Here is a 20,328-nt window from a genome sequence, read left to right on the forward strand (position 1 = left end):
TTACCTGTGCGAAAAAAAGAGTAGAGTGGCGCGCCTTCCGATCTGTCCCACAGTGCTTTATGAAGTTTCGTTCCGCTCCAGAATCTGTTACCTCCCAACTCCCTCGTGTTACCGCTCCCAAGCGATTTTCCGTGCGCGTGGCCGAATGGCTGCTGGACAGCCCGCGACTTGGCGACAGCCAGAATGCCAAGCACCTCGCCGGCCGCCTGCTCAAGCAACCGGCCCGGGAAGGGGTGGTCGCGGCGCAGAGTCGCCTCGGCCAGTTGATGTGCCGCGAGTGCGGCAATGCCCGGGATCGCCGGATCGGCCAGGACCTGCTGCGCCAGGCCGCCCGCGCCGGTGACCGACGCGCGCAACAGGAACTCGGCCTGATCGAAGACTGAGCTGTCCAAGACCAGACGCCTTGGTTAACCTTCAGGCTTTATCGGATCGGCGGGAATCACTATGGCGATGGACTTGACCAGCATCCTGCTGGGGCTGGCAGGTGCGGCGGTGCCGTTGCTGGCATTGGCCTGGCAACTGCAACGTCGGGCCAGTCAGAACCAGTCTGAAGTCGCCTTGCTCGAGGAGCGGCTGGCCATGGCGCAAATGGCCCAGGACGGCCTCACTGCACAACTTGAAGCCTGCCGCGATGAAGTCGCCGACCTTGGCCAGGCCAACGCCTCCAAACAAGCGGATCTCGCGGCTGTGCGCCGGGAAGTCGAGCTGTTGCAGATCGAGCGCGATGACGCCCGTGACGCCGCCCACGCCTGGAACCTTGAACGCGCGAACAAGGAAGCCGAGTTGCGGCGCCTGGACGCCCAGGCGGCTTCGCTGAATGCCGAATTGCGCGAGCAACAGGAAAACCATCAACAACGCCTGGATGACCTGCAAGGTTCCCGCGACGAGCTGCGCGCACAGTTCGCCGAACTGGCCGGCAAGATCTTCGATGAGCGCGAACAACGCTTTGCCGAAACCAGCCAGCAGCGCCTTGGCCAATTGCTCGACCCTTTGAAAGAGCGCATCCAGTCGTTCGAAAAGCGTGTCGAGGAAAGCTACCAGGCCGAAGCCCGCGAGCGTTTTTCGCTGGCCAAGGAACTGGAGCGTTTGCAGCAACTGAACCTGCGCCTGAGCGATGAGGCAACCAACCTGACCCGCGCCCTGAAGGGCCAGAAAACCCAGGGCAACTGGGGCGAGCTGATTCTCGAGCGCGTACTTGAGCATGCCGGGCTGGAGAAGGGCCGGGAGTACCAGACCCAGGTCAATCTCAAGGGCCCGGATGGCGAGCGTTTTCAGCCGGACGTGATCATTTACTTGCCGGGCGACAAGCAGGTAGTGGTGGATTCCAAGGTCAGTCTCACCGCGTATCAGCAATACGTGGCGGCCGACGACGACGCCATCGGCCAGATCGCCATGAAGCAGCACGTGCTGTCCCTGCGCAGCCACGTCAAAGGTCTGGCCGGTAAGGATTACAAACGTCTGGAAGGCTTGCACAGCCTCGATTTCGTCTTGCTGTTCGTGCCCATCGAAGCGGCGTTTTCCGCTGCATTGCAGGCCGAGCCGTCACTGTTTCAGGAAGCTTTTGATCGCAACATCGTGATCGTCAGTCCGACCACGCTGCTCGCCACCCTGCGGGTGATTGACAGCCTGTGGAAGCAAGAGCGCCAGAGTCAGAACGCCCGGGAAATCGCCGAGCGCGCCGGTTGGCTGTACGACAAGTTCGTGCTGTTCATTCAGGATCTGGATGAAGTCGGCAATCGCTTGCAGCAACTGGACAAGGCCTACAGCGCGGCGCGCAACAAACTGACGGAAGGGCGCGGCAACCTGGTCAGCCGCAGCGAACAGCTCAAGTTGCTCGGCGCACGAGCCAGCAAGAGCCTGCCGGCGGACCTGCTGGAGCGCGCGATGACCGATGCCGACGGCCTGGTCGAGCTGCCTGAATAAGCCGCTCTGCTAGAGCGGCAAATAACGACTCAACAACGCCCGCAACGCCGCCGGTTTCACCGGTTTGGCCAGATAATCCAGCCCCGCTGCATGAACCTGCGCCACCGTTTCCGGATGCCCGTCGGCGCTGATCACCACGCCGGGCACCGGCTCGCCCAGCCTTGTGCGCAACCAGGCCATCAGATCGGTGCCGGTTTCGCCGTGATCGAGGTGATAGTCCACCAGCGCCAATTGTGGCCGCACGCCGTCATCGAGCAGCGCCGCACATTCTTCGCGGTTGCGCGCGGTCCAGACCTGACAGCCCCAGCGCGTGAGCAGGCTGTTCATGCCGATCAGAATGCTGTCTTCGTTGTCGATGCACAGCACCTGCGCGCCGCTGTGCAATTTGCCATTGATTTCCACCGCCGCTGGCGGTTGCACGATCTGTGCTTTGGCCAATGGCACACGGACACTGAACACGCTGCCACGCCCCGGCCATGAGCGCACGCGCAAGGTATGGCCGAGCACGCGGCACAGACCGTCGGCTATCGCCAGACCCAGGCCCAGACCTTTTTCGGCGCGGGTCTGGTGGCTGTCGAGGCGTTTGAATTCCTCGAAGATCACTTGCTGTTTGTCCTCCGGAATTCCCGGCCCGCGATCCCACACTTCCAGACAGATTTCGCCTTTGCGCCGACGCACGCCCAGCAGCACCGGGCCTTTTGCGTAGCGGAACGCGTTGGTGAGGAAGTTCTGCAGAATGCGCCGCAGCAGCTTGATGTCGCTATCGATGCGCAACTGACTGCCCCGTACCCGGAAACTCAAGCCCTGTTCCTGAGCCAGTGCCTTGAATTCCGCGCCGAGAATATCGAACAGCTCATTGACCGCGAACGGCTTGCGATCCGGGTTGATCTTGCCGTTTTCCAGGCGGGAAATGTCGAGCAGGTCGCTGATCAGGTCTTCGGCCGAACGCAGCGAACTGTCCAGATGCTGCACCAGTTTCTGCGCCTCGGCGCTCAGGCCGTCTTCCTGATGGGAGAGGGCGGCGGAGAACAGCCGTGCGGCGTTCAAGGGCTGCATCAGGTCGTGACTGACGGCGGCGAGGAAGCGGGTCTTGGACTGGTTGGCCGCCTCGGCATTGCCCTTGGCTTCGGTCAGCGCGACGTTGAGTTGCGACAGTTCCTGGGTCCGTTCGCTGACCCGTTGCTCCAGCCCTTCGTTGGCTTCGGTCAGCGCCTGCTCGGCTTCGCGGAACGCGGTGATGTCGGTGAAACTCATGACGAAACCGCCGCCGGGCATCGGGTTGCCGATCAGCTCGATCACCCGGCCATTGGGGAACAGTCGCTCGGAGGTGTGGGCGCGGCCCTGACGCATCCAGTGCAGGCGCCGGGCAACGTGAACTTCCGCTTCACCGGGGCCGCACAAACCACGCTCGGCGTTGTGGCGAATAATGTCGGCAATCGGTCGGCCGACGCTGATCAAACCGTCCGGATAGTTGAACAGCTCGAGATAGCGGCGGTTCCAGGCCACCAGTCTCAGCGACTGGTCGACCACGCTGATGCCCTGGGTAATGTTCTCGATCGCGCCTTGCAGCAGCGCGCGGTTGAACTGCAGCACTTCCGAGGCTTCGTCGGCGATCCGCACGACGTCCTCCAGCTGCATTTCTCGACCTTCGATGGCGGCTTTCACGACCGCTCGCGTTGACGAAGCGCCAAGGACACCGGCCAGCAAACGCTCGGTGTGGGCGATCCATTCGCCGTCAGCGTTCTGGTTCGGGTTGAAGCCTTTGCCCTGACGGTAGGCGAAGCGAATGAAGCTCTGCCGCGCGCGTTCTTCGCCGACAAAGCGTGCCGCCAGTTGCAGCAAATCGTCGATCTGCACCGCCAGCATCGAGCGTGCATTCGGCCGGGCGCTGATTTCCTGGCCGATAAAACGCCCGGCCTGCCAGTGCTCCGACACGCGGGTGCGCGACAGCACCGAGACCCAGGCGAACAGGGTGAAGTTGCCTGCCAGCGACAGCACCACGCCTTGGGTCAGCGGGGTGATCGGCAGGTTCAACGGGTTGCTGTGCAGCCAGGCGAGTCCGGGGAAACTGTCCAGCGACCAACCGAGGCTGCGCGCAGCGATCGGCAGGATCAAGGTGTAGAACCACAGGAACGTACCGGCGGCGAGACCGGCGAATACACCACGCCGGTTGGCCTGTTTCCAGTACAGCGCGCCGAGCATCGCCGGGGCCAGTTGGGTGACGGCGGCGAAGGCGATCTGGCCGATGGTCGCCAGGCTCGCGGTCGAGCCGAGCAAACGGTAGCTGACGTAGGCCAGCAACAGAATCAGCACGATGCTGACGCGGCGCACCGAGAGCATCCACTGACGGAACACTTCGAACGGCCGCTCGGCATTGTTGCGGCGCAGCAGCCATGGCAACAGCATGTCGTTGGAGACCATGGTCGACAGCGCCACACTCGCTACGATCACCATGCCGGTGGCCGCCGATGCACCGCCGATAAACGCCAGCATCGCCAGCGCCGGATGGGCCTGGGCCAATGGCAGGCTGATAACGAAAGAGTCGGGGATGACCGAGCTGGGCAGCATCATCTGACCGGCCAGGGCGATAGGGACTACAAACAGCGCGGCCAATGCGAGGTAGGCGGGGAACACCCATTTGGCCAGACGCAGATCCTGCGGGTCAATGTTCTCGACCACCGTCACGTGGAACTGCCGGGGCAGGCAGATGATCGCCATCATCGCCACGCCGGTCTGTACCACCATCGACGGCCAGTTGATGGTTTCTTTCCAGTATTCCTCCAGGCGCGGGGCGAGCATCGCCTGATTGAACAGGTCGTCGAAGCCATCGTACAGCCCGTAGGTGACGAAGGCGCCGACGGCGAGGAAGGCGAACAGCTTGACCAGCGATTCAAAGGCAATCGCCAGCACCATGCCGCGGTGGTGCTCGGTGGCATCGAGGTTGCGCGTACCGAAGACGATGGTGAACAGCGCCAGCACCAGCGACACGATCAGCGCGGTGTCCTGTGCGCGGGTGCCCATGGCGTCGGCGCCGGCACCGATCAGCAGGTTCACGCCGAGGACGATGCCTTTGAGCTGCAAGGCGATATAAGGCAGAACGCCGACCAGACAGATCAGCGCAACCACCACCGCCAACGACTGGGACTTGCCGTAACGGGCGGCAATGAAGTCGGCGATGGAGGTGATGTTCTCCTGCTTGCTGATCATCACCATTTTCTGCAGCACCCACGGCGCACCGAGCAGCAGCAGGATCGGCCCGAGGTAGATCGGCAGGAACGACCACAGTTGTTCGGCGGCCTGACCGACCGCGCCAAAGAACGTCCAGCTGGTGCAGTAGACCGCCAGCGACAGGCTGTACACCCAGGCACGCACCCGTGGCGGCAGCGGTGTGCTGCGACGGTCGCCGTAGAAGGCGATGGCGAACATGATGGCCATATAGGCCAGGGCGACGGCGGCGATCAGCCCGGTGGACAACGACATGGAACACTCCCGACAGAAAACGACCGGACTCGCGCCCGGTCAGACAGTCTCGCACGGGCGCGGCAGTTAGTCAGTGTCGACCAAGGTCGTGGCGCGGCGGGGTGTCGCAGGAACAGAACCGGCCGGTTTTGCGGTCAGTCCGGTTTCAGCGCGATGTCGATCAAGCGGTGCAGTTCTCCGACTTCCAGCGGCGCTGCCGAAAACAGAATGCGGAACACCACCGGGGACACCACCAGATTGATCAGCCGATCCACGCTCGGCGCCGGTTCCTTGGGGTGGCGCTCGATGATGGTTTGCAACTGTGCCCCGATGATCGTCACGCAATAGCCCGGCGTCGCGCTCGCCTGCACGTCGCGCATCATGTTGCGCCCGGGTTCCGAACTCATTTCGTCGAGGTATTGTTCGGCCCACGCGCGGATGTCGCTGCGCAGGCTGCCGGTTTCAGCCGGCTCGCTGTCGGGGCGCATGCGGGCGAGGGCAACATCGGCCAGCAAGGTCGCCAGATCGCCCCAGCGCCGATAAATGGTTGATGGCGTTACCCCGGCGCGCGCCGCGATTTGCGGGACGGTCACCGTTGAGCGCTCCTGTTCTTGCAGAAGCACGCGGACTGCCGAGTGAATCGACTCCTGCACCCGGGCGCTGCGACCGCCGGGGCGTAAACCTTCTTTAATAGCCATGCGGCAGACCTTAACACAAAGAATTTGCTTTAAGCGAAAGCCAAGAGCACACTCCACAAAAGCAAAAAATTAGCTTTTGCGGAGTGTGCCCATGACCAGCCTTGCTTCCAACCGTTCCAGCCTGTGGTTTCTGGCGATCACCTTACTGAGTTTTCTCGCCGCTTCCACTGCGCCGACGCCGTTGTACCACCTGTATCAGGATCAGCTGCATTTTTCGGCAGCGGTGCTGACCCTGATTTTCGGCGTCTATGCCCTCAGTCTGCTGGCCGCGTTGCTGACGGTCGGGTCGCTGTCTGATCACCTGGGACGCAAACCGGTGATCTTCACCGCCGTGACGCTCAATGCGCTGGCGATGTTGCTATTTATCTACGCCGACAGCGTGGGCTGGCTGATCGGCGCGCGAGTGCTGCAAGGTTTCGCCACCGGCATGGCCACCGCCGTGTTGAGCGCGACGCTGCTGGACACCGACCGTCAGCAAGGGCCGTTGATCAACAGCGTTGCGCCGTTGCTGGGTATGGCGTTGGGTGGCATGGGCTGCGGCTTGCTGGCCGAGTTCGCTCCGGCGCCGTTGCAGTTGACCTATTGGTTGCTGCTCGCGCTGTTTGTGTTGCAAGGCATCTATGTGTGGCGCCTGCCGGAGAGTGTCTCGCCGCAGGCCGGGGCGTGGGCCTCGTTGCGGCCGACCCTGCATGTGCCGGTGCAGGCGCGTTCGACGCTTTGGCGGGTACTGCCGCTGAATACCGCGACCTGGGCGCTCGGCGGTTTTTATGCCTCGCTGGCACCGTCGCTGGTGCGCACGGCCACTGGCTCCACCTCCAACCTGATCGGCGGCGCGACTGTGGCGGCGTTGACCGTGACCGGTGCGTTGATGATCTTCACGTTGCGCAATCGTCCCGCCTCCCGGGCGCTGCAACTCGGGGCGAGCCTGCTGCCGGCCGGCATCGTGCTGATTCTGTTGGGCGTGCACAGCGCCAGTCTGTCGCTGTTCTTCTTCGGCACACTGGTGGCCGGGTGTGGCTTTGGCTCCGGTTTTCTCGGAGCGGTGCGCAGTCTGGTGCCGTTGGCATTGCCCCATGAGCGCGCCGGTTTGATGTCGGCGTTTTATGTGCTGAGTTACCTGGCGTTCTGCCTGCCGGCGTTGTTGGCCGGACACTTCACCCACAGCGTGGGCCTGCTGACCACCACCGATGTGTATGGCGCGGTGCTGATTGTGCTGGCGGTCGGTGCGCTGCTGATGAGTTTCCGGGCGCAAGCGGCGAAGGCCTGCAGCGCTCCATAAGCCCGTCAGATTCGGTTAGCCTTGGCCAGCCCATTCTTCTCACGGATCGACGCATGAAGATTATCCGCAGCAAGACCTTCACCGCCGAGCGCGCCTGGGGCGCGCTCGACATCGCCAACATGAACGGCATCACCACGCGTTTGCACTGGACCGACCAGCCCTACAAATGGCACATCAATGACGGCGAAGAAGTGTTTGTCGTGCTCGACGGTCAGGTGCTCATGCACTATCGCGAAGAAGGTGAGGAGAAGCAGGCCTTGCTCGACGTTGGCGATATCTTCTACGCCTCCATCGGCACCGAACACGTCGCTCATCCTCAGGGTGCGGCGCGGATTCTGGTGATCGAAACCGAAGGCAGTGCCTGACTGGTTATCTACAAAATAGATAACAGTTAGAGATATTACCCGTTATATAGATATTCGATTCGGTTCTACCATGAGCTCAACCTCACCTGAGGACAGGAGTTCATGATGATGTGCCCCAACAGCGCCAAACCCGGCATCAAGCCATTCAGCCAGTTTCAGCATCCGCGTGAAGTGATCCGCCAATTCACCCCGAACTGGTTCGCCGCCACCATGGGCACCGGCGTGCTGGCCTTGGCGCTGGCGCAATTGCCGGTGTCCATTCCCGGCCTGCGCGCGGTGGCCGAAGGGCTGTGGCTGTTCAACATTCTGTTGTTCGTGCTGTTTACCGCTGCCTACGCTGCACGTTGGATCCTCTTCTTCGACGAAGCGCGGCGGATCTTCGGTCATTCCACGGTTTCGATGTTTTTCGGCACCATTCCCATGGGCCTGGCGACCATCATCAACGGCTTTCTGCTGCTCGGTCTGCCGCGCTGGGGCGATGGGGTCATTCAACTGGCCGAAGTGTTGTGGTGGCTGGACGTGGCGATGTCGCTGGCCTGCGGCGTGCTGATTCCCTACATGATGTTTACCCGTCAGGAACACAGCATCGATCAGATGACCGCCGTCTGGCTGCTGCCGGTGGTGGCCGCGGAAGTGGCGGCGGCCAGCGGTGGACTGCTGGCGCCGCATCTCGCGGATGCGCACTCGCAACTGGTGGTGCTGGTGACCAGTTACGTGCTCTGGGCCTTTTCTCTGCCGGTGGCGTTCAGCATCCTGACCATCCTGTTGTTGCGCATGGCCTTGCACAAATTGCCCCACGAAAACATGGCGGCATCGAGCTGGCTGGCCCTAGGGCCAATCGGCACCGGCGCCCTGGGCATGTTGCTGCTGGGTGGCGACGCCCCGGCGATCTTCGCAGCGAACGGCCTGCCAGGCATCGGCGAAATGGCGTCGGGCCTGGGGCTGGTCGCCGGGATCACGCTGTGGGGCTTCGGTCTGTGGTGGATGCTGATGGCGCTGCTGATCACCGTGCGTTACCTGCGTGATGGCATCCCGTTCAACCTTGGCTGGTGGGGTTTCACCTTTCCGTTGGGCGTTTATTCGCTGGCAACCCTGAAACTGGGCAGCACCTTGCACCTGACTTTCTTCAGCGTGGCCGGTTGTGTACTGGTGGCGTTGCTGGCGGTGATGTGGCTGATCGTCGGTAAACGCACGCTGCAAGGCGCGTGGCGCGGTGAGCTGTTTGTTTCACCGTGCATTGCAGGTTTGAAGAAATAACCTGCAAAGATTAGGTAATGTGTGGCCTGGATCGCGGTTCGAGATTCTTATAAGCGTAGCCAGGCCACTCGCTACCTTCTCTTTCCAAAAACAACAGGGTCACACGGAAGATGAGTCACCCCTCACAGTTCAACCTGCTGCGTACCCGGCGCTTCCTGCCGTTCTTCATCACTCAGTCGCTGGGCGCGTTCAATGACAACGTGTTCAAGCAGTCGCTGATCCTCGCCATTCTCTATCGGCTGACCATCGAGGGTGATCGCTCGATCTGGGTCAACCTGTGTGCGCTGCTGTTTATTCTGCCGTTCTTTCTGTTCTCGGCGCTGGCCGGGCAGTTCGGGGAAAAATTCGCCAAGGACGCGTTGATCCGTCTGATCAAACTGGCAGAAATCGCCATCATGGCCGTGGGATCCGTCGGCTTTCTGTTCGATCACCTGTCGCTGATGCTGGTGGCGCTGTTCGCCATGGGCACGCACTCGGCGCTGTTCGGGCCGGTGAAATATTCGATCCTGCCGCAGGCCTTGCGCGACGATGAACTGGTCGGTGGCAACGGGCTGGTGGAGATGGGCACGTTCCTGGCGATCCTGGCCGGGACCATCGGCGCCGGGGTGATGATGTCGTCGGCCAATTACGCGCCGGTGGTATCCGCCGCGATTGTCGGTATCGCCGTGCTGGGTTATCTGGCCAGTCGCAGCATTCCCCGCGCAGCAGCGGCGACCCCGGAAATGCGCCTTAACTGGAACATCTTCAGTCAGTCCTGGGCGACCCTGAAACTCGGCCTGGGGCAGACGCCTGCGGTGTCGCGTTCGATTGTCGGCAACTCGTGGTTCTGGTTCGTCGGGGCGATTTATCTGACGCAGATCCCGGCTTATGCCAAGGAATGGATGCACGGTGACGAAACCGTGGTCACCCTGATTCTGACGGTGTTTTCGGTCGGTATCGCGCTGGGTTCGATGCTGTGCGAGAAACTTTCCGGACGCAAAGTCGAGATCGGCCTGGTGCCGTTTGGTTCGTTCGGTCTGACGGTTTTCGGGTTGTTGCTGTGGTGGCATTCCGGTGGAATTCCAGAAAGCGCTGTCGGTCATAGCTGGACCGAAGTGCTGAGTTTCGGCCATGCCTGGGCGGTGTTGATCGATGTGCTGGGCTTCGGGATCTTCGGCGGTTTCTACATCGTGCCGCTGTACGCGCTGATCCAGTCGCGCACCGCCGAGAACGAGCGTGCGCGGGTGATTGCCGCCAACAACATTCTCAACGCGCTGTTCATGGTGATTTCGGCGATTGTCACCATCGTGTTGCTGAGCGTGGTGAAGCTGTCGATTCCGCAGCTGTTCCTGGTGGTGTCGCTGCTGAACATCGGCGTCAACGCCTACATCTTCAAGATCGTCCCCGAGTTCAGCATGCGTTTCATGATCTGGCTGCTCAGCCATTCCATGTACCGCGTCGAGCATCGCAACCTTGAAGCGATTCCGGATGAGGGCGCGGCGTTGCTGGTGTGCAACCACGTGTCGTTCGTCGATGCCTTGCTGATTGGCGGCGCGGTGCGTCGGCCGATTCGCTTTGTCATGTACTACAAGATCTACAACCTGCCGGTGCTGAACTTCATCTTCCGCACGGCGGGGACCATTCCTATCGCCGGACGCCAGGAAGACATCCAGATCTACGAAAAGGCCTTCACCCGGATTGCCCAGTATCTGAAGGAAGGTGAGCTGGTGTGCATCTTCCCGGAAGGCAAGTTGACCGCTGATGGCGAGATCAACGAGTTCAAGGGCGGGCTGACGCGGATTCTCGAGGAGACGCCGGTGCCGGTGATTCCGCTGGCGTTGCAGGGGTTGTGGGGGAGTTTCTTCAGTCGCGATCCGAACAAGGGAGTGTTCCGGCGCTTGTGGTCGCGGGTGACGCTGGTGGCGGGTTCGCCGGTCGCCGTCGAAGCGGCGCAGCCAGCGGAACTGCAGGCGTTGGTCGGGGAATTGCGCGGGCCAGTCAGATAATCATTGGCTGTGCTGGCCTCATCGCGGGCAAGCCCGGCTCCCACAGGATCTCCAGTGAACATGGACTTTGTGCACAACCGAAAACCTGTTGGAGCGGGCTTGCCCGCGATGAGGCCAGTCGCTTAAGCGCTGACCTTGAGCCCGATCAATCCGGTGATGATCAGTGCAACGCTGGCCAGGCGAATCAACGCCATCGATTCGCCAAACAGGATGATCCCGGCAATCACCGTGCCCACGGCACCGACGCCAGTCCAGATCGCATAGGCCGTGCCCAGCGGCAATTCCTTCATCGCCAGACCCAGCAGGCCAAGGCTGATCGCCATGGCGGCGACGGTGAGAGCGGTGGGCAGCGGACGGCTGAAGCCGTCGGTGTATTTCAGGCCGACGGCCCAGCCGACTTCGAACAGGCCGGCGAAAAACAGAATGATCCAGGACATGAAAGACCTCCATCGATTGACGGGGCCGTCCCCAGATTGAAAACTCGATTGAGCCGCAGGGTCGTCCCCGCGTGGCGCACATACTACCTAAAAATGTGCGCCGCACCGCGATCCGGAATCAGTCGGCCGTCTGTTGTGCCAACGTCTCACGGTCTTCTTTTTCGCTCATCCGCCGGAACCAGGTCGACAGCAGCGCCCCGGAAATGTTGTGCCACACACTGAACAATGCACTTGGCACCGCCGCCAGTGGCGAAAAGTGCGCACTGGCCAGCGCAGCACCCAGCCCCGAGTTCTGCATGCCGACTTCCAGCGCCAGGGACTTGCGCTGCGGCAGCGGCAGGCCGAACAGGCGTCCGGTGAAATACCCCAGCAAATAGCCGAAGCTGTTGTGCAACATCACCACGGCCATGATCAGCAGACCGGATTCGGCAATTTTCGCCTGGCTGGCGGCGACCACGGCGGCAACGATGATCACGATGCTGACCACCGATACCAGCGGCAGCACTTCCACCGCGTGGCGCACCTTGTCCCCAAGCACACGTTGCGCCACCACGCCGAGAATGATCGGCAGCAGCACCACTTGCAGGATCGACCAGAACAATTCCATGAACGAAACCGGCAACCAGGCCGAGGCCAACAGCCAGATCAGCGCGGGCGTCAGCAGCGGGGCGAGGAGGGTGGTGACGGCGGCGATGGCCACCGACAGCGCCAGGTCGCCACGGGCCAGCCAGGTCATGACGTTCGAGGAGGTGCCACTCGGGCAGCAACCGACCAGAATCACGCCGACGGCGATTTCCGGCGGCAGATGAAAGATCTGGCACAGCAACCAGGCCATCCCCGGCATGATCACAAAGTGCGCGACCACCCCCAGTGCCACACGCCACGGATGGCGGGCGACGGCGGCGAAGTCGTCGAGTTTGAGGGTCAGGCCCATGCCGAACATCACCAGCCCGAGCAACGGCACGATCGCGCCTTTGAGGCCGAGGAACCAGGCCGGTTGCAAGAACGCGATCACCGCGAAAATCAGAACCCAGTAAGCGAAGGTGTTGCCAACAAAACGACTCAGTGCAGCCAGTGCGCGCATGGCCTGTTCCTTATTATGTGAAAACGCCACCGAAGCGGTGGCGTTTGAAGATAACCCAAAGACTGCGCAGAGGCTTAGATGCCCTGCGGAGTCTCTTCGCCGCCCAGCGCTTCAACCAGCGCCGGCAGGAAGTCGCCGAACGTCAGCATCATCAGGGTGAAGCTGGCGTCCAGTTGGCCCAAGGCTTCGTCGCCGCCGTCCTGTTCCGCCTGATCCTGCAACAGATCTTCGAATTTCAGGCGCTTGACGGTCATCTTGTCGTCGAGCATGAACGACAGTTTGTCCTGCCATGCCAGCGACAGTTGAGTCACCACCTTGCCGGTGCTCAGGTGCAGCTGGATTTCTTCGCTGGTCAGGTCCTGACGCTTGCAACGCACGATGCCGCCGTCTTCATGGGTGTCGCGCAGTTCGCACTCGTCCAGGACGAAGAAGTCCGGGGCGGCTTGCTGGGTGGTGACCCATTCGGTCATCACGGCGGTCGGCGCGGTTTTGACTGTCAGCGGACGAACCGGCAGGGTGCCGATCACCTCACGCAGGGTGGAGAGGAGGTCTTCGGCGCGTTTCGGGCTGGCCGAGTTGACCAGGATCAGGCCCTGTTTCGGCGCGATGGCGGCGAAGGTCGACGAGCGGCGGATAAACGCGCGCGGCAGGAACGCCTGGATGATTTCATCCTTGATCTGATCGCGTTCCTTCTTATAGACCTTGCGCATCTGCTCGGCTTCGATCTCTTCGACCTTCTCCTTGACCGCGTCACGCACGACGCTGCCCGGCAGGATGCGTTCTTCTTTACGGGCGGAGATCAGCAGGAAGTCACCGCTGACGTGCACCAGTGGAGCATCTTCGCCCTTGCCGAACGGCGCGACGAAACCGTAGGTGGTCAACTCCTGGCTTGCACATGGACGCGCCAGTTTGGTGGCCAGTGCAGTTTCCAGCGCCTCGGCATCGACAGGCAGGTCTTGGGTCAGGCGATAGATAAGCAGGTTCTTGAACCACATGGGGTGAGTCTCTCCTTTATACAAAGGGGGGCATTATTGTCTTCGCCGGGTCATAGGCCAACCCTTCTCTAAGCCTTTGGAAGGGCTGAGAAAATTATTTAAAAAAGTGCTTGCCAGAGGTTGGGTCGCTCCGTAGAATGCGCGCCACACCGAAGCGAAGGGTGATTAGCTCAGCTGGGAGAGCGTCTGCCTTACAAGCAGAATGTCGGCGGTTCGATCCCGTCATCACCCACCATTCGTTTCAAGTGTTTAGCGCAGCGGTAGTTCAGTCGGTTAGAATACCGGCCTGTCACGCCGGGGGTCGCGGGTTCGAGTCCCGTCCGCTGCGCCATATTCGGTAACCTGGAACACTGAACGCCAGGTCACCACGGAAAAACCCGCCAAGGCGGGTTTTTTTCTGCCTCGAGTTGTATATGCGGGATGTATCGTTTCACCGGTTTTCGGATTTTTTTGAAAAAAACTTCAATTAAATCAACACTTTACGAAAACTTGTGGCATAATGCGCCCCGTAACGAAGCGAAGGGTGATTAGCTCAGCTGGGAGAGCGTCTGCCTTACAAGCAGAATGTCGGCGGTTCGATCCCGTCATCACCCACCATTCGTTTCAAGCGTTTCGCGCAGCGGTAGTTCAGTCGGTTAGAATACCGGCCTGTCACGCCGGGGGTCGCGGGTTCGAGTCCCGTCCGCTGCGCCATATTCGGTTATCTGGAACACTGAACGCCAGATCACCACAGAAAGCCCGCCTGGTGCGGGCTTTTTGCTGTCCGGGATTTGGCTTTGCCGGGCCTGAACATGAGAAAGCGACCTTTGCCGGTCGCTTTTTTCGTTTCTGGCGCTGCTATTGCGCCGAGTTGCGGCTGTGGCGGTAATCACTCACCGCTTCATACACCGCTTTGCGCAGGCGGTTGATCCCGCCAATCGGGCGATGAGCGTCGATGCCGAACCAGGGATTGAACGACAGGTTGTCGCATTGCAGGTTCAACGCCGGGGTGTCGAAGTCCTGCGGGGGCAGGGTGATCCTCGCCACTGTCTGGAATGGGCTGTCCTGCTCGCGCCATTCGATGCTGGTGTCTTCGATCGGCATGTACTTGTTCGCGTCCTGGCGCTGGATCTGCAACACGAAACACGCCGGTATCCGGTCGGTCGACAGCTGTTGATTCAACGCGGTGCGCAGGAAGTTCGGCAGATCCCGGTTCTGTTTCGGCAAGGTATATGTGGGGCAGCGCTCCGGATCCGGCATCACCCGGAACTTGGCATTGGCCTCGCCGAACTTGTAGGGCGAGACCGAAAAGTAGGTCGTACGTGTCGGGCTCTCTGGTGGTGGCGAAAGGGTCGCCAGCGCAATGAACAGGTGCCGAATTTGCCAATGGCGCGGATCCCACCCCGGAAAAAACGCCATGACCTTCTTGCCGTCAGCCTGCGCCGCCACATTCTGACGGTACTCGGCGACATCGCTGACAAAGAAGTTCGGGTGACTGAACATCACAAAGTCCTGCTCATTCAGACCCTGGCGGTCACCCAGCAACTGCTTGCCCGGCACATCGAGCAGTTTGAGCGCCATGCCCCGGGCATCGCGGATGCTGTCGAATTGCGGATACGCGTTGCCGTTGGACAGGCGCATCGTCGCTTTCCACAGCTTGCCCGGTTCGCTGAAGACGCCCTGGCGCAACTCTTGCGCCAGATCCGGCAATACCTGCACGTCGGCCTTAACGCAGCCATGGGCCTTGGCATGGGCGTCGCGCAGGTAGCGGGTGCTTTCGCGGTGCTGGTCGACGATGCGCACGGCGGTCTGAATCACGTCCTGGGTCATGGCGGCTTCGCCATCTGGAATCTGCTCCAGCGCCGACACCGGGCCCCGGTGCTGCCAGGCGAACCAGGCGGTCGCCAGGGCCCAGCCGATCAGGCCGATCACCAGCAGGAGCAGCAAGGTTTTGCCCAGTATCCGTCCCAGCCAGAGCCAGAAACGCGCGAGCAGCGAAGGTCTTTTGAGGGAATTGAAGATCATGGCAGTTGCGCCTCCAGCGGGCCGCCCAGCACTTTCAGGTATTCCAGCAACGCCCAGCGTTCTTCAGGCTGCAACAGTCGGCCGATGACGCCGTTGCCGCGCTCGCCAGCGCGAAATTCGTGGCCGCTGTTGTGGTTGCCGGTGATGCGGGTGTCGAACAGGAAGCCGTTGGTGAAGGCTTCGGTGCGGTAGCCCAGATGGCGCGGGTCGTATTCGAAGGTGCCTTTATAGAAGGTGGTGGCGCGCTCGTCCTGAGGTGATAGCAACTGATAAAGGCTCGGCACCGAGCCGTTGTGCAGGAACGGGGCCGTGGCCCATACACCAGCAAGCGGACGCGCCTTGTAAGCGACTTTTTCGCGAACGCCGATCGGCAGACCGAAGCCGTCGAGCCGGGGTTTCTCGGCGGCGGTGACGCCGGCTTCGCGGTACGCGCGGTTCTCCACGAAGGCGGTGACGTAAGCCAGTCCCTTGGCCACCGACAGCTGGCTGAGATCCAGCGGCTCCTTGGGTTTGGGGTGCAACTTCACGTCCATTTGTTGCAACTCCGCCAGGTTCCATTGCAGAGCGGTCAGGTTGAAGCGGTGATTGGCAATGTTGTTGGCCGCATTCGGGTCGGTGCCGATGACGTCCACCGGTAGCATGTGCAGGTGCTGCACCCAGCGTTCGCCTTCCTGGGTCTGGCGCGGCACATGGCACCCTGCGCAGTTCTCGGCGAACAGGGCTCGGCCCTTGACCGCCAAGGGTTTGTCGACGACGCCGAGCACCTCTTCAGGCCAGGCCGGCGGTCGCAGTTTTTGCAGGGTTTCTTCGATCTTTTGCAGATCACGCACACGTACGCTGGAGGCATAGCGCTCATCGCCCTGCAGTGGCTGACCGTTGGCGTCGAAGAAATTCAGGGTGGCGCCGACCCCCAGCGCCTCGCCGATATTGCGCGCCATCGGTTGCTGCGCCGAGCCGTTCCATTGCACCCAGTCGAAGGTCCACATGTCCCATAGCTGCGGGTAATCCACCGGGGCGTTGGCCACGCGATAGTTGCTCGGGGAGATCGCATCGCCGAAGGTCGCGTTGGCGATACGCCCGAAGGCATCGGTGCGGCCGGGGCCTTCTTCGGTGGGGTAGAGGCCGCGATGGGTGTCATTCCAGGCCACTTTGATGAACGTGTTCAGTGAGCCTTTGAAGTCTTTGCGCAGTTGTTTGTGGCGCGCGTCGTAGTCGTCGCCCAGCACGTGGCGGGCGAAACGTTCGAATTTCCACGGGTTGTAGTAAGTCGAGGTGAGACTGGCGACCAATGCCTGTCCGAAACTTCCGCCGCGCAACGTAGGAACGCTGGAAGGCAACACGTGCTGGGCCGAGCCGCCGTCAATGCGTATTGCCTGGCCATTGAAGTGCAATTCGCCGGTGTGGCAGGCCGCGCAGGTGATGTCGAGATATTGCTCGGAGCTGCCGGGATTCTGATGCCTGGCGAAACCCACCGGCAGATTGCCCGGGTTGTCCGGCGTGGCTTTCTGCTGCGGATCGATCAGAAAGCCGAAGCGCGCGAGGTATTCCGGGGAGGCGAAGCGTTGCTGCGAGAACGGCAGCTCCAGCGCCTGGAACCACTCATAGCGCAGGCCCTTGACCTGCGTCCCCTGCGGGGTGAAGTAGTAGGTCTGGCGCTCTTGCTCAGTCCACTGATCCAGGTAATGCACCTGTTTCGCGGGCGTCGGGAAGGGCAATCTCGGATTGGCGACATAGTAAAGAACCACCGCCAGAACCAGTCCCAGCAGCACCACGATCAGCGTCAGCACACGGTATAAGAGGCGCAAGATGAACATCCTTGTCGATTTGTTGCGCTGTTATGCCTGAGGCGGGTGGTGTGCGGCAAGTGGCCATTACGTCAAGTGTTGTGGGAGGTGACATCAATTGTCGTCAGAGCCAGATGACAGAAGCTTCATCACGGCGTTGGCCAAATGCGTTTTAATCCCTGAACTTATCGGAAGATTCCTGCTCTCATGCCGGTAGCCATTGGTCGTGGCGGCCTGATAAGCTCGCGGCTTTACTCGATTGCCCTTTCGGCGCATGAACAAGGAAATAGCATGAAACAGCATCGGTTGGCGGCGGCGGTTGCCCTGGTTAGCCTGGTACTCGCGGGTTGTGATTCGCAGACCAGCGTAGAGCTGAAAACCCCGGCGCAAAAAGCTTCCTACGGTATCGGCCTGAACATGGGCAAGAGCCTTGCTCAGGAAGGCATGGATGATCTGGACTCCAAAGCGGTAGCCCAGGGCATCGAAGATGCCGTTGGCAAGAAAGAACAGAAGCTGAAAGATGAAGAGCTGGTCGAAGCTTTCGCCGCGCTGCAAAAGCGTGCCGAAGAGCGCATGGCCAAGATGAGCGAAGAGTCGGCAGCCGCCGGCAAGAAATTCCTCGAAGAAAACGGCAAGAAGGCTGGCGTGACCACCACCGCTTCCGGCTTGCAGTACGAAGTGGTCAAGAAAGCCGACGGCCCACAGCCCAAGCCTACCGATGTCGTGACCGTTCACTACACCGGCAAGCTGACCAACGGCACCGTATTCGACAGCTCCGTCGAGCGCGGCAGCCCGATCGATCTGCCGGTCAGCGGTGTGATCCCGGGTTGGGTCGAAGGCCTGCAACTGATGCACGTTGGCGAGAAGTACAAGCTGTACATCCCTAGCGATCTGGCTTACGGCGCACAATCGCCAAGCCCGGCAATCCCGGCCAACTCGGTTCTGGTCTTCGACCTGGAACTGTTGGGTATCAAGGATCCAGCCAAAGAAGACGCCGCTGCCGCCAAGCAATAAGCATCGGCACCGGTTTCAATAACAACGCCTCGCTTATGCGGGGCGTTGTTGCATCTGGACGATGGTCGGCGTAAACAGACCGAACCGATGCCGGTCATGGCAGTCCTAGACTTTAAGGTTGCTCGCGCTAGACGCCCGGAGCCGCCAAGTCAATGAAATATTGGGTTTTTTTATGTGTGTAAAAAACGCCCGATCTGAGCGCAGCCCTTATGAAACGGGGCTCTCAGCGCTGAAATGCAGCTCTGTTCACAAGGTTATCCACAATTTGTGTGGATAACATTTCAACGGGAGAAATAAATGAAAGCGCCGTGGAATTTCGCCCGATTCCTGCCTTTGGCCGGACGACTGCTGGCTCGAGGCCGCTTGCCGACCTTGTTGTTCGCCGTGGCCAGCAAAGGCGCCGCCCAAGGCAATCGCCTCGGCAAGCTGAAGGACGATTTGCGTCTGTTGCAGGCGCTGTGCCTGGCGTACTGGCGCGGCGAATACCGCGCGATCAGCGCCAAGGCGATCGTTTCGGTGGTGGCCGGTCTGATGTACTTCCTCAGCCCGGTGGATGCGATCCCGGATTTCATTCCCATGTTCGGCATGCTCGATGACATCGCCGTTCTCGCCTGGCTGATGAAAACCCTCGACGATGAACTGAACGCCTTCCGCCTGTGGCGTCAGCGCCAGGCGCCGGAAAAGCTCAGAGTGGTCGAGCGTCTGCCCGATACGCCCGAGCAACTTCAGCTTCAGGGGCCGAAAAAGTCCTGAATCACGACAGCCTCTTATACAGATAGATACCCCCCACGACCTTGGCCGCTGTTAGGATTACACTTCTAGGGAAAAGTGCCGACTCGCTAAGTGTTGTTGTCCTACGGGGTAGTCATGGATATTCAGATAATTGCACGCGATGGCGAACCCGAATATGCGGTTCTGCCATGGGCTCAGTATCAGGCTCTACTGAAAGCAGCAGGCATCAACGAAGCACCGTCGCAACCGGCTCCAGCGCCGTTTGCGGCAACCCCGGACCCGATTCTTCCAGGTCTGGATCAGTTACGCAGTTTGCGCGAAGGGAAGGGCATCGCCATCGAGGCGCTGGCCCGCACGGTAGGCATCAGCCCGTCTTACCTGGCCATGATTGAAAGTGGCGAGCGTCTGCCCGACGCCGCGATTCGCCGCAGCCTGGCCTGGGAGTTGACGGTGCCAGGGTGGAGGGAACAATCGTGAGCGTACGCATCAGTCGTCAACATTGGGACGGATTGCTGGGGGAGCTGGATCAGGCGCGCAGGCAGCGCCATCTTTTGACTTATCGAGCCTTGCTTGAACGTCTGCAACTGCCCACGCCGGCCATGCAGACATTGACTGCTGCACTGGAGCATCTCGCCGCACTGGACGCGAAAGCCGAACAACCGTTGCGCAGTTCGCTGGTGATCAGCCAGGGTGCCAGTCGCCTGCCACGCACCGGTTTCTTTGAGTGTGTCGAGCGCCTGGGGCGTTTTTCCGGGCCGTCCGACGGTGTTGCCGCCGCCTCCTGGCATGCCTCGGAAGTGGTACGGGTGTTTGAGTACGAGTACCCGGAATCGGCGGAGGCCTGAGTGTTTTTACGACTCAAGGCGCGGGCAAGTTACTGGCTGGCCCGTAGGCTGTTTCACTGGTCGTGGTTTGTTCGTCAGCCCCGCGGCTGGCGCTGGCTGGAAGGGCAGTTTGCGCGCATGGCCAACCTGGGCGATGTCGGCGCGCAAAGTTTTTACGGGCACATCCTGACGTTTCGCGGGGTTGGCCTGGGCGCGCGTGAAGAAGGTGTGCGGTTGTTGCGACTGGCAGCGCTGGCCGGGGATGGCAAAGCGGCGTATCAAGTCGGTGTCATCAGTCTTGCAGGTACACCGAGCAAAGCGCCAGATCCTTCGGAAGCCGCTCGCTGGTGGACCATGGCCGCCAGGGCCGGGCATCCGTTGGCGGAGCTCAAGTTGAAAGAGCTGGCTGGTCGAGACGCTTCTCAATAAGCAAATCACCTGTTCCGTGAACGGGGCGTGAGGGAAACCTCCCGCCCCGTTTTTGCGTC

General features: G+C 61.1%; 18 protein-coding genes and 4 tRNA genes. 15 read left to right on the forward strand and 7 right to left on the reverse strand.

The window, feature by feature from the left end:
• Window positions 1-59: 59 nt before the first annotated feature.
• Both K3819_RS08815 and rmuC read left to right on the forward strand, forming a co-directional pair.
• The gene (locus K3819_RS08815) at window positions 60-383 is read left to right on the forward strand and encodes a hypothetical protein (protein WP_085611478.1); all 324 of its coding nucleotides are present in this window, start codon (window positions 60-62) and stop codon (window positions 381-383) included.
• Window positions 384-558: 175 nt separating this feature from the next.
• Entirely contained in the window at window positions 559-1,923 is a 1,365-nt protein-coding gene (gene rmuC, locus K3819_RS08820) for a DNA recombination protein RmuC (protein ID WP_178076463.1), read from the forward strand.
• Window positions 1,924-1,932: 9 nt separating this feature from the next.
• Here the strand turns inward: rmuC and K3819_RS08825 are convergent, their stop codons facing one another.
• Window positions 1,933-5,403 (reverse strand): hybrid sensor histidine kinase/response regulator, encoded by a 3,471-nt coding sequence (locus K3819_RS08825; RefSeq protein WP_221399060.1) that lies wholly within the window; start codon window positions 5,401-5,403, stop codon window positions 1,933-1,935.
• Window positions 5,404-5,537: 134 nt separating this feature from the next.
• Window positions 5,538-6,080: a TetR/AcrR family transcriptional regulator gene (locus tag K3819_RS08830; RefSeq protein ID WP_221399061.1), complete on the reverse strand. Its 543-nt coding sequence runs from the start codon at window positions 6,078-6,080 to the stop codon at window positions 5,538-5,540.
• A gap of 91 nt (window positions 6,081-6,171) precedes the next feature.
• Here K3819_RS08830 and K3819_RS08835 point away from each other — a divergent pair, with 91 nt between their 5' ends.
• The 4 genes from K3819_RS08835 to K3819_RS08850 all read left to right on the forward strand — a co-directional run bounded on the left by K3819_RS08835 (window position 6,172) and on the right by K3819_RS08850 (window position 10,966).
• On the forward strand, window positions 6,172-7,359 hold the full coding sequence (locus K3819_RS08835) for an MFS transporter (RefSeq protein ID WP_221399062.1): 1,188 nt from the start codon (window positions 6,172-6,174) through the stop codon (window positions 7,357-7,359).
• Between the two features lie 53 nt (window positions 7,360-7,412).
• Window positions 7,413-7,724 (forward strand): cupin, encoded by a 312-nt coding sequence (locus K3819_RS08840; protein ID WP_221399063.1) that lies wholly within the window; start codon window positions 7,413-7,415, stop codon window positions 7,722-7,724.
• A gap of 105 nt (window positions 7,725-7,829) precedes the next feature.
• The gene (locus K3819_RS08845; protein ID WP_221399064.1) at window positions 7,830-8,981 is read left to right on the forward strand and encodes a TDT family transporter; all 1,152 of its coding nucleotides are present in this window, start codon (window positions 7,830-7,832) and stop codon (window positions 8,979-8,981) included.
• A gap of 110 nt (window positions 8,982-9,091) precedes the next feature.
• Window positions 9,092-10,966 carry an MFS transporter gene (locus K3819_RS08850; protein ID WP_221399065.1) on the forward strand — a complete coding sequence of 625 codons (1,875 nt, stop codon included), beginning with the start codon at window positions 9,092-9,094 and terminating at the stop codon, window positions 10,964-10,966.
• Between the two features lie 122 nt (window positions 10,967-11,088).
• Here the strand turns inward: K3819_RS08850 and sugE are convergent, their stop codons facing one another.
• The 3 genes from sugE to rdgC form a co-directional block, all read right to left on the reverse strand.
• Complete coding sequence (gene sugE, locus K3819_RS08855) at window positions 11,089-11,403, reverse strand: quaternary ammonium compound efflux SMR transporter SugE (RefSeq protein ID WP_008077894.1); 315 nt, start codon at window positions 11,401-11,403, stop codon at window positions 11,089-11,091.
• 118 nt (window positions 11,404-11,521) lie between these two features.
• A complete protein-coding gene (locus K3819_RS08860) occupies window positions 11,522-12,487 on the reverse strand; it encodes a bile acid:sodium symporter family protein (protein ID WP_039769848.1) in 966 nt (321 codons plus the stop codon).
• 74 nt (window positions 12,488-12,561) lie between these two features.
• Window positions 12,562-13,482, reverse strand: a complete 921-nt coding sequence (gene rdgC / locus K3819_RS08865; protein WP_007950430.1) for a recombination-associated protein RdgC — start codon at window positions 13,480-13,482, stop codon at window positions 12,562-12,564.
• Window positions 13,483-13,641: 159 nt separating this feature from the next.
• On the opposite strand from rdgC, the gene K3819_RS08870 reads away from it, so the two are divergent.
• The 4 genes from K3819_RS08870 to K3819_RS08885 all read left to right on the forward strand — a co-directional run bounded on the left by K3819_RS08870 (window position 13,642) and on the right by K3819_RS08885 (window position 14,175).
• Window positions 13,642-13,717, forward strand: a tRNA-Val gene (locus K3819_RS08870).
• Between the two features lie 19 nt (window positions 13,718-13,736).
• Window positions 13,737-13,813, forward strand: a tRNA-Asp gene (locus K3819_RS08875).
• A 190-nt stretch (window positions 13,814-14,003) separates the two neighbouring features.
• Window positions 14,004-14,079 (forward strand) — tRNA-Val (locus K3819_RS08880).
• Between the two features lie 19 nt (window positions 14,080-14,098).
• A tRNA-Asp gene (locus K3819_RS08885) sits at window positions 14,099-14,175 on the forward strand.
• Window positions 14,176-14,319: 144 nt separating this feature from the next.
• Here K3819_RS08885 and K3819_RS08890 read toward each other — a convergent pair.
• Window positions 14,320-15,456: a catalase family protein gene (locus tag K3819_RS08890; protein WP_221399669.1), complete on the reverse strand. Its 1,137-nt coding sequence runs from the start codon at window positions 15,454-15,456 to the stop codon at window positions 14,320-14,322.
• A 26-nt stretch (window positions 15,457-15,482) separates the two neighbouring features.
• Window positions 15,483-17,291: a di-heme-cytochrome C peroxidase gene (locus K3819_RS08895; protein WP_221399066.1), complete on the reverse strand. Its 1,809-nt coding sequence runs from the start codon at window positions 17,289-17,291 to the stop codon at window positions 15,483-15,485.
• A 270-nt stretch (window positions 17,292-17,561) separates the two neighbouring features.
• Here K3819_RS08895 and K3819_RS08900 point away from each other — a divergent pair, with 270 nt between their 5' ends.
• From K3819_RS08900 to K3819_RS08920, 5 genes are all read left to right on the forward strand, one after another.
• A complete protein-coding gene (locus K3819_RS08900; RefSeq protein WP_039769851.1) occupies window positions 17,562-18,284 on the forward strand; it encodes an FKBP-type peptidyl-prolyl cis-trans isomerase in 723 nt (240 codons plus the stop codon).
• 297 nt (window positions 18,285-18,581) lie between these two features.
• A complete protein-coding gene (locus tag K3819_RS08905; protein WP_007950434.1) occupies window positions 18,582-19,037 on the forward strand; it encodes a YkvA family protein in 456 nt (151 codons plus the stop codon).
• A 114-nt stretch (window positions 19,038-19,151) separates the two neighbouring features.
• Entirely contained in the window at window positions 19,152-19,493 is a 342-nt protein-coding gene (locus K3819_RS08910; RefSeq protein ID WP_221399067.1) for a helix-turn-helix transcriptional regulator, read from the forward strand.
• The gene (locus K3819_RS08915; protein ID WP_003223109.1) at window positions 19,490-19,861 is read left to right on the forward strand and encodes a hypothetical protein; all 372 of its coding nucleotides are present in this window, start codon (window positions 19,490-19,492) and stop codon (window positions 19,859-19,861) included. The genes K3819_RS08910 and K3819_RS08915 overlap by 4 nt, the downstream gene beginning before the upstream one ends.
• On the forward strand, window positions 19,862-20,269 hold the full coding sequence (locus K3819_RS08920) for an SEL1-like repeat protein (protein WP_039769853.1): 408 nt from the start codon (window positions 19,862-19,864) through the stop codon (window positions 20,267-20,269).
• The last annotated feature ends 59 nt before the right edge of the window (window positions 20,270-20,328 follow it).

This window comes from Pseudomonas sp. 3-2, assembly GCF_019710535.1.
GTDB lineage: Bacteria > Pseudomonadota > Gammaproteobacteria > Pseudomonadales > Pseudomonadaceae > Aquipseudomonas > Aquipseudomonas pharyngis.

What these genes read in the sequence shown, in the direction of transcription:
- K3819_RS08815 (WP_085611478.1), top strand. Translation starts at nt 60, where the DNA reads ATGAAGTTTCGTTCCGCTCCAGAATCTGTTACCTCCCAACTCCCTCGT.
- K3819_RS08825 (WP_221399060.1), bottom strand. Translation starts at nt 5,403, where the DNA reads ATGTCGTTGTCCACCGGGCTGATCGCCGCCGTCGCCCTGGCCTATATG.
- K3819_RS08830 (WP_221399061.1), bottom strand. Translation starts at nt 6,080, where the DNA reads ATGGCTATTAAAGAAGGTTTACGCCCCGGCGGTCGCAGCGCCCGGGTG.
- K3819_RS08835 (WP_221399062.1), top strand. Translation starts at nt 6,172, where the DNA reads ATGACCAGCCTTGCTTCCAACCGTTCCAGCCTGTGGTTTCTGGCGATC.
- K3819_RS08840 (WP_221399063.1), top strand. Translation starts at nt 7,413, where the DNA reads ATGAAGATTATCCGCAGCAAGACCTTCACCGCCGAGCGCGCCTGGGGC.
- K3819_RS08845 (WP_221399064.1), top strand. Translation starts at nt 7,830, where the DNA reads ATGATGTGCCCCAACAGCGCCAAACCCGGCATCAAGCCATTCAGCCAG.
- K3819_RS08850 (WP_221399065.1), top strand. Translation starts at nt 9,092, where the DNA reads ATGAGTCACCCCTCACAGTTCAACCTGCTGCGTACCCGGCGCTTCCTG.
- sugE (WP_008077894.1), bottom strand. Translation starts at nt 11,403, where the DNA reads ATGTCCTGGATCATTCTGTTTTTCGCCGGCCTGTTCGAAGTCGGCTGG.
- K3819_RS08860 (WP_039769848.1), bottom strand. Translation starts at nt 12,487, where the DNA reads ATGCGCGCACTGGCTGCACTGAGTCGTTTTGTTGGCAACACCTTCGCT.
- rdgC (WP_007950430.1), bottom strand. Translation starts at nt 13,482, where the DNA reads ATGTGGTTCAAGAACCTGCTTATCTATCGCCTGACCCAAGACCTGCCT.
- K3819_RS08900 (WP_039769851.1), top strand. Translation starts at nt 17,562, where the DNA reads ATGAAACAGCATCGGTTGGCGGCGGCGGTTGCCCTGGTTAGCCTGGTA.
- K3819_RS08905 (WP_007950434.1), top strand. Translation starts at nt 18,582, where the DNA reads ATGAAAGCGCCGTGGAATTTCGCCCGATTCCTGCCTTTGGCCGGACGA.
- K3819_RS08910 (WP_221399067.1), top strand. Translation starts at nt 19,152, where the DNA reads ATGGATATTCAGATAATTGCACGCGATGGCGAACCCGAATATGCGGTT.